Origin of the sequence: Streptomyces sp. WM4235 (genome assembly GCF_001279725.1) — a bacterium.
GTDB lineage: Bacteria > Actinomycetota > Actinomycetes > Streptomycetales > Streptomycetaceae > Streptomyces.
Genome location: NZ_LGDE01000430.1, coordinates 40272 through 48397 on the forward strand (window position 1 = coordinate 40272; position 8126 = coordinate 48397).

The 8126-nt window shown below is 72.0% G+C and carries 8 protein-coding genes; 4 read left to right on the forward strand and 4 right to left on the reverse strand.

From position 1 onward, the window contains the following. Nucleotides 1-262: 262 nt before the first annotated feature. On the forward strand, nt 263-2656 hold the full coding sequence (locus ADK55_RS40765) for a UvrD-helicase domain-containing protein (RefSeq protein WP_053682345.1): 2394 nt from the start codon (nt 263-265) through the stop codon (nt 2654-2656). 259 nt (nt 2657-2915) lie between these two features. Beyond that, nucleotides 2916-3695, forward strand: coding sequence for a class I SAM-dependent methyltransferase (locus ADK55_RS26625; RefSeq protein ID WP_078999439.1), 780 nt, complete (start codon nt 2916-2918; stop codon nt 3693-3695). Here ADK55_RS26625 and ADK55_RS26630 read toward each other — a convergent pair. Together ADK55_RS26630 and ADK55_RS26635 are read right to left on the reverse strand one after the other, a co-directional pair. Next, a complete protein-coding gene (locus ADK55_RS26630; RefSeq protein ID WP_053682346.1) occupies nt 3665-4198 on the reverse strand; it encodes a hypothetical protein in 534 nt (177 codons plus the stop codon). The genes ADK55_RS26625 and ADK55_RS26630 overlap by 31 nt on opposite strands. Further along, nucleotides 4195-5517, reverse strand: a complete 1323-nt coding sequence (locus tag ADK55_RS26635) for a molybdopterin-dependent oxidoreductase (protein ID WP_420713687.1) — start codon at nt 5515-5517, stop codon at nt 4195-4197. Before ADK55_RS26635 ends, ADK55_RS26630 begins: the two co-directional genes overlap by 4 nt. A gap of 473 nt (nt 5518-5990) precedes the next feature. On the opposite strand from ADK55_RS26635, the gene ADK55_RS26640 reads away from it, so the two are divergent. Next, entirely contained in the window at nt 5991-6230 is a 240-nt protein-coding gene (locus ADK55_RS26640; protein WP_053682347.1) for a chaplin, read from the forward strand. A gap of 96 nt (nt 6231-6326) precedes the next feature. Further along, nucleotides 6327-6713 (forward strand): hypothetical protein, encoded by a 387-nt coding sequence (locus ADK55_RS26645; RefSeq protein WP_053682348.1) that lies wholly within the window; start codon nt 6327-6329, stop codon nt 6711-6713. Nucleotides 6714-6798: 85 nt separating this feature from the next. On the opposite strand, the gene ADK55_RS40770 is transcribed toward ADK55_RS26645, so the two are convergent. Together ADK55_RS40770 and ADK55_RS26655 are read right to left on the reverse strand one after the other, a co-directional pair. Continuing rightward, nucleotides 6799-7842 carry a DUF4259 domain-containing protein gene (locus ADK55_RS40770; protein ID WP_078999442.1) on the reverse strand — a complete coding sequence of 348 codons (1044 nt, stop codon included), beginning with the start codon at nt 7840-7842 and terminating at the stop codon, nt 6799-6801. A gap of 102 nt (nt 7843-7944) precedes the next feature. After that, nucleotides 7945-8126: acyl-CoA carboxylase subunit epsilon (locus ADK55_RS26655; protein ID WP_053682349.1), on the reverse strand; the 182-nt coding region annotated here is incomplete at its 5' end.

An 8126-nucleotide genomic window follows, 5' to 3' on the forward strand; every position in this document is an offset into this window, starting at 1 on the left:
GCGCGACGGGTGGTGCGGCCACGTCCGGGGCCGTCGCCGCCGTCTACGAGACGCGCGCCCGCATCCACCTCGGCACCGTTACCGTCGCAGCCCTCCTCAGCCGGCTCCGAACATGCCCCGAGGAACAGCGCCCGGATGCCCACCCGCCCTGTCCGGAATCGATCACCGAACGCATGACTGGATTGACGCACAGTCGTCACCGTGGGCAATGTCTGGGGCTGCGGCACATGAAGCCGCGCTTCCCAGAGAGGAACCAAGGGCCATGGAGCCGACGAAGGAGCAGCAGGCTGCCCGCGAGATATTCGCCTCCGGCCGGGACCTGGCCCTGGTCGCGGGTGCCGGGACGGGCAAGACGTCCACGCTGATCCTGATGGGTGCCGCGACCCGCAAACGCGGGCTGTACGTGGCGTTCAACCGGGCGATCGCCGATGACGCCCGCGGCCGATTCGGGCCGAACGTGGAGTGCCGTACCGCGCACTCCCTGGCCTTCAGGGCTGTCGGCCACCACTACCGGGAGCGGCTGGACGCCTCGGCACGCATTCCCGCCAAGCACACCGCCCGGTTGCTCGGAATCACCCACGACCTCGACGTCAATTCCCGCAGCATCAAGGTGAACCACCAGGCGCGCCTGGTGATGGGCATGGTGCGCAAATTCTGCTACACCACCGACCGGCAGGTCATGGCCCGCCATATGGAGCCGGTGAACGGCATCGACCCCCAGGGCCAGGAGTACCTGGCCCGCACCCTGCTGCCCTACGCGCATCGTGCGTGGGAGGACATCTGCTCGCCTGCGGGCAGGTTGCGGTTCGAGCACGACCACTACATGAAGCTGTGGGCGATGGCCTCCCCGCGGCTCGGGGCGGATTTCGTCCTGCTGGACGAGGCCCAGGACACCAACCCGGTGCTGGAAGAGGTCTTCCTCGCCCAGGACGCGCAGCGGGTGTGCGTCGGGGACCCGGCACAGCAGATCTACGGCTGGCGCAACGCGCGCGATGTGATGACCGGCTTTCCGGCTGAACAACTGCGCCTGACCCAGTCCTTCCGCTTCGGCCCGGCCATCGCCGAGGTGGCCAACCGGTGGCTGGGCCACGCCGAGTCGGAGATGCAGCTGACCGGCCACGGCCTCGGCTCCCGGGTGGGTGAGGTGGCGCGACCCGAGGCGGTGTTGTGCCGGGGCAACGTGGACGCGATGAGCGAAGTCCTCTCCCACCTGGAGCTCGGCATCCCGGTGGCCCTCACGGGCGGGGGCAGCGCGCTGCAACGCATCGCCAAGGCCGCACTCGAACTCAAAGCGGGCCGGCGCACCAGCCACCCGGAGCTGTTCCTGTTCTCCTCCTGGGGCGAGGTTCAGGAGTACGCCGAGCAGGACAAGGCCGGCCAAGACCTCAAGGCGACCGTGCAGTTGGTCGACACCTACGGCCCAGACCAGATCATCGCCGCGGTGGACCGCCTGTCCCCGGAGGAGAAGGCGCAGGTCACCGTCTCCACCGCACACAAGGCCAAAGGACGCGAGTGGCCGTCGGTACGCATCGGCAAAGGCTTCATGGCCCCGTCGGTGGACGACCACGGCCTGCAGCGCGCGCTCAATGCGAGCGAAGCCCGCCTGATCTACGTCGCGGTCACCCGCGCCCGCCACCAGCTGGACACCGAGGGCATCACCTGGATCGACGAGTACGAAAAGACCATGGCCGGCGCCGGCCGGGACGGCACGGTGGCCGGGCGGCGGATGATCGAGCTCAGCCTGACCGGACAGCTGAAGTACGACTCCTCACCCCTCTCGCAGTTCATGGCCGCCCAACTGCCCTACAGCCAGAACCTGGTCCGTGACTATCAGGCGCGCATCGCCGGCCTCCCGCACCCGGTCCAGCCGATCGACGTGCAGTACCCGAACTGGTCGGCCCTCGGACACGCCATCGACTACCGCCTCCGCCTCAGCCTCGGCGGGCGGCTCGGACCGGCTGTTGTCGGGGGTGTCATGCTCCTTGACGGCACCGGACCGCTGCGCGGCGCACCGGCTCGTGGGGCCCGCAAGGCCCTGCACACGGCGGGCCGAGAGCTGCTGGCCGCCGTCGACACCTACCTCGCCGACCCTGGCAGCCTGGACGAGAACGCGCTCATCCGGCTGTGCTTCGTCGCCGGCTTCTTCGAGGACATCGCCCGCACCGGTGAGATCCGCCGCTTCAGCACGCTTGCCCAGGCCACCCCCGCCACGACCCTGGACGATCTCACCGCGGTCGTTCCCCAGTACGTCGTGACCGACATCGACCAGCAGATGGGACTCGCCGACGGACCGTTCGCCGCCTTCCGGGCCCTACCGCGAAGGGCCCGCGTGTGCGGTCCGGTCTTCACCGGCAGCGGCGACATCGGCGGCGCCGACGCCGACTACATCCTCGGCGGCCTCCTACTGGACTGCAAAGCCACCAAGGACCCCCGCCGCCTGGGCCGCGAGGAGATCTACCAGCTCGCCGGGTACCTCCTGCTGGACTACGACCACCAGTTCGGCATCGACCAGGTGGGCCTGTACCTCTCCCGCCAGGGCGGCCTGATCACCTGGGACGCCGCGGACTTCCTGCGGCGGCTCGGTGCGAGCGCCCCACTGACACAACTGCGCGCACAACTGCGCCGGCACCTCCACGAGGCCGCCGCCCGCCACTGAAAGCCACGACTCGCTGCCACGACTCGCTCCGCCACAGGACAACCGGCTACCCGTGGAGCGGCGACGGCCCGGCCCACCGGTCAGGAAGGCCGGGGTCCTGGCCGGCGCCCGGGGACAGGACGCGGCCGGCACCCCGGCCCGCCCCCAGAATGAGGCCGCCCTGCTGCTCGCCCGTCTGACGCTTCTGGCAGGCGGCTCGGGATGAGTCGTCTTAGCGTCGTGCGGGTCCGTTCCAGGCGTGCTCCGAAAGGGTCGAGCCATGACGCGCGTCTTCCGCAGCCCCTCCGGTGAAGGGCCTGTCGCCGGGCCAGGCGACGCCCCCCGGACGTCAGCCGCGCCCGTCCGCGCGGGGACGGGAGTCCGCGTCAAGGCCGCTGACCGCGATGTCGACGGTCCGGAGCCGTGGATCAGCGCCCCGTACACGCAGACGATCCACGCGCCTGCCGGCGAGGTCACGCTGTGCGATGGCGAGGGCTGGTCCTTCCCGTTGGACGTGGCCCGATGGTCGGGCGGGGCCGACAGGGCGGACCATGCCGTCCTGGAACGGTGCAAGGGACGGGTGTTGGACGTGGGGTGCGGGGCCGGGCGACTCGTCGAGGCGCTCGCCCGCCGTGGTCACACCGTCCTGGGCATCGACGTGTCCCCGGCTGCCGTCATCTCCACGGCGTGCCGGGGCGGCCGCGCCCGCAGCGGTTCCGTCTTCGCCCCGGTCCAGGACGAGGGCAGTTGGGACACCGCGCTGCTGATCGACGGGAACATCGGCATCGGCGGTGACCCCCAGCGCCTCCTGCGCCGTCTCCACGACCTCGTACGCCCCGCGGGGCTGCTGCTCGTGGAAACCTCGACTCGTGAGGTGGATGAGCGGCGCCGGGTCGCGATCCACGTCGGCCGACGTCCGGTCAGCCCTGTCTTCCCTTGGGCCACCGTCGGCACCCGGGCCCTGGTCCGGCACGGCCGACTTTCGGGCTGGGCGCCCGTCGAGCAGTGGACCAGCCTCTTGGGCGAGCGTCACTTCGCCGTTCTGCGGGCCTGCCCCTGAGCTCGGACGTGCTTGCGTTCCGGCCGCGGGCGCAGCCGGGTCCGTACCAGCCAGACGATCGCCGAGGCGAGGAACAGGGCCGCGGTGATGAGGAGCCAGCGGGCCAGGAAGCCGTCGGCGGACAGGGCGGTGTAGGCGGTGTAGTGACCGCCCTGCCGCAGGATCAGCGGCCACCAGACGAGGAACAGGACTCCTGAGATGAAGAGGGGGACGCGGAGGTGGTTCACGCTCGGACGCGGCCCGGGCCCGGGCTCGGCGGTCCGGCGGCGGAAGAGGTGCTGAATGGCGCGGTCGGTGAGCGAGTAGGCGGGGAGCAGGACCAGGTCATGGAGGAGCGCGGCGCCGACGAACCAGATCGCCACCCCGAGGGTGTCGCCCTTCAGGAGGCGGATGCCGGCGTAGAGGGCGAGGGCGAAGCAGGCCAGGGTGAGCAGGAGGTGGAGCGGGGAGGCGCCGTAGCGTCGGCGGAAGGCCGCGGCCGCCCCCGTGGTGGAGTGGCTCATGAGGGTTCTCCGAAGGTGAGGCGGGTGACCCACTTGGTGTTGTGGACGCCCGGGGCCGCCGGGATGATCACGCGGGCCGGGTAGCCGTGATCCGGCGACAGGTCCGCCCCGTTCACGCGCATCGCGAGGAGCGAGCGGTCGTCACGGGCCTGGTTGGCGGCCAGGACCACCGAGGAGAACGATCCGCCGCGCTGGACCGACTCCACCAGGACTTGTGGAGTGTCGGTGCCGAGTCCGACGAGTGCGGCCAGGTCGGTGAGACGGACGCCGGACCACTGCTGGTCGGGGGTGGACCAGCCCTCCACGCACGCGATCGGCAGCGCCGCCTCCCGCTGCGGCATCGCGAGCAGCATCTTCCGGGTCAGCACCTCCTGACGGCCTCCGCCGCGCACGGTCAGCCGCCAGGCGGGGCCGATGTCGCTGGGCCGGATCCCGCTGGAGGCCGCCGTCTTGTTGATCTGGAAGCCGTTCGGGCCCGCGCCGGGGTCACGGCCGTGCGGGGCCAGCAGGGCGGTCTTGCGCCACCAGCCGCCGATGCTCTGGCCTGCCGTCACCACCAGCAGGGCCAGTGAGCCGGCCCCCACCATCGCGACGGCGCCCCGCCGGGAGATCGTGGCCGGCGCCGGGGTGGGGGAGACCAGCCCTGCGGCTTCCTCGGAGTCCGCCGCGGGCTGGAAGGCGCGGCCGGCCCGGACCGCGCGGACGGCGCGCGGCAGGCGGAAGGCGACGTGGACGGTGAACGCGGCCACGAAGACCCAGGCGCCGTAGAAGTGCAGGGTGTAGAAGGAGCCGGGGAAGATGTAGTTCAGCTGGATGTTCAGGATCCCGGTGACGAACGTGAACCCGGCCCCGCCCACCAGCAGGAGCAGTGACAGCCGTTCCAGGGCGTGGGCGGCCGAACGGACCGGCGGCCACGCGAACAGCTTCGGGATGACCGACCACAGCTTGGCCAGGAGCACCGGGACCAGGACCACGCCGAGGACCGTGTGTACGCCCTGCGTCATCCGGTACAGCCAGGACGGCGACGTCGGCCAGGTGAACAGGTAGAACCCCAGCAGGCCCTTGTCCGGGGTCTGGTCGTTGCGCGGTGCCAGGTCCGGGTTGTAGGCCGCGTACGACAACAGACCCGTCACGAACAGCACGATGACCCCGACCAGCAGGATCAGGCCGAATACCCCGGTCAGCCAGGGGCCTCGCAGCGGACTGCGCCAGAACCCGGGGCGCGCCGGACCCGGCGGCGGACCCGCCGACCGCGCCCTGCCGACCGCGTCCCGCACCCGTTCGGCGACCGGTGTACGCGGGGGCTTCCCGCGCCTCACGGAGGCATGCGGCCGCTCAGGCACACCGTCCGGCCGGCCACTCTCGCCGCTGGCATCCATCCGGCACATCTCCCCATGTATCCGGCTCATCGGGCATGAGCGTCCGGGAGAACATCCCGCGCTCACGCCCTTCACCGGATCCATGACACGCAGCAACCATCCTTACGGCTCCTCCCGACCCGTCGGAGGCACGACGCGACAGCCGGGGCGATGCGAGGCGGCCCGGGGTGATGCCGAGGCGGCCGGGGCGATGCCGAGGCGCGGGGAGCAGACGCCCCGCTCGTCCCACAGTGAGTCAGGGCTATCCGACGCACGGGTGAGGCGTTCGGCCGGATGTGGGGGCGGGGTCACCCTTTCGAGGGAACAGGCCGGTGGGGGCCAAGCCGCCCTCATGAACCCCAAGGAAGAGGGGGCGCGGGCCCGGCCTGGGGCCGCGGGCGTGTATGCGCCGCCGGACCAGCAAGGAGAGTCCCATGTCGCGTGTTCTGAAGAGTGCGGGTCTCGCGCTCGCCGTAGGTATGGCCGTGGTCGGCGGAGCGGCCGTCGCGTCCGCCGATGCCGGGGCCTCCGGCGCGGCCGTCGGCTCCCCGGGCGTGCTGTCGGGGAACCTGATCCAGGTTCCGATCCACATCCCGGTCAACGCGTGTGGCAACAGCGTCAGCGTGATCGGCCTGCTCAACCCCGCCTTCGGCAACACCTGCATCAACGGCTGAAGGCCCTGGCCCCTGGTTCGTCCCGGCCCGCGGCACGGCCGCCCGGGACGAACCGGGGCCGTTCCACTCCGGGACACCGTCCAGGCCAAGGCACTCATGGAGCGCGCGCTGCGCGCGGCGGGCACCCCGGGCGAGCGCGCCTTCGCCCATACCCACCTGGCCTCCCTCGCTCTGGACAGCGGCGATCCGGCGACCGCTCTGCGTCAGGCGCAGGCGGGGCTGGTCGTCCTCCTCGGCGCCGTCGCCCTCGGCCGGACCGCCTTCGGCGTCCTCCCGGTCATCGGATACGGCCTCGGCATGGCCACCACCCTCACCCTCGCCGGCCTCCTTCTCATGCGGCTGCGCGACCGCATCACCGCCCGCACCGCCGAGCGGGCCTCCGCACGCCTGCAAACGCTCGGGCGTATCGGACCCGCCGCCACCTCAGCCCTCGTCCTCCTCGTCGGGCTCGGTCTCACCACCCGCGCCATCACCGGCTTGTGAGCGGGGCGGCCATGAAGCGGCCGGGACCACCCCGCCGGGCGTCCTCGCGTACGCCCCACCACGGCCGGCCCCGCCTGGTAGAGCGCTACGGACGGGACGGCGACGGGGTGGTCCGCGTGGTCGGTGCGGGGCCGAGCGGCTCCCCGTTCAGCTCGGTCACGCCGGGCCGGTCCCACCACAGACCACCCTTTGAGGTCAGGAACGGCACCCGCCCGTCGACGGCGGTGCCGTGGTCGAAGGCGTCGGCCACGGCCGTCAGGTACGTGGAGAGGCAGGGCCAGCCGTCGTCGAAGTGGCCGGTGTCGTCGTGTGCCGCGTCGCCCAGGCGCCCCTGGCCGGGGCCCTCACGCATGTCGATGACCTGCGAGTCGCCGTCGCTCTGCGCCCAGGGGATCCACAGCGGATGCCACCAGGGCTCGTCGTACCCGTCGACCTCGGTCAGGTCGGGTTCGTCCCCGTCGATCTCGACGCACATCTGCCAGTGGCCGAGGATCCCGGCGACGGACATGGGCGGCCGGCCCGGGAGCAGGGTGGCCCACTTGGTGATTCCGTCGTGGCAGGCCAGCGACTCCAGGAGGTCGGTGGGGAAGCGCAGCCCCATCGCTTCCTGCGCGGCCTCGACTTCGGCAGGGTCGGCCGGCGGGGCGAGGAGCGCGTGGCAGGCAGGGGCGTGCCGCTGCATCCACGTGTCGATCCTGGCCCAGGAGCGGGCCACCGGCTGGGGTGCGGGGAAGGTGAGGACCCTGCGCAGGAGTTGCAGGCTGTGGAGCCAGTAGGGGTACCTGTCCGTCTCCGCCCAGAGCCCGCGCAGCTCGGAGGGTTCGGCCTGGACCCGGTCCAGGGCACGTACGGCGATGGCCCGCAGGTCGGCCGGAAGTGCGGGGACGGGCAGGTCGGGCCCGTACGCGCTGGTGACGGGCCGCCCCCCGGGGCACTGGGCGGTGACGAGGGCCGCGGCCGCCACGGCTTCGACCGCCAGGTGCTGGTCGAGGGGGTCGTCGGCGTCGAGGACGCGGACGAGCGCGTCCCGCACGAGGCCGGGCCGGTCGGCGTCGGCGGCCTCGTCGAGGGAGGCGCAGAAGTCCGCGGCGGTGTCGTTGTCGAAGGGGCCGACGTCCCAGGTGCCCATGGCTCTCCTTGAGGTGGGGTGCTCCGGGATAGTGCCAGTCGGCACCGACAACAGCCGGTTCAGGCGTCGTGCGCCGACCCACCAGGGGCTACGGGACAGCCCTCAGCGCCAGCTGTGCGGGGCCTGGTAGCCGGCGCTGCGTTCCAGGCGGCGCCAGCCGGCCTGGGTGCGGGGGGTGCGGGTGATGGTGTCGGTGGTGGTGGTGGCGCGGGCGAGGAGGATCGCGGTGATCGCGGCGAGTTCCTCGGGTGCGGCGTTGCCCTTCTCGACCTTGAGGAGGGTGT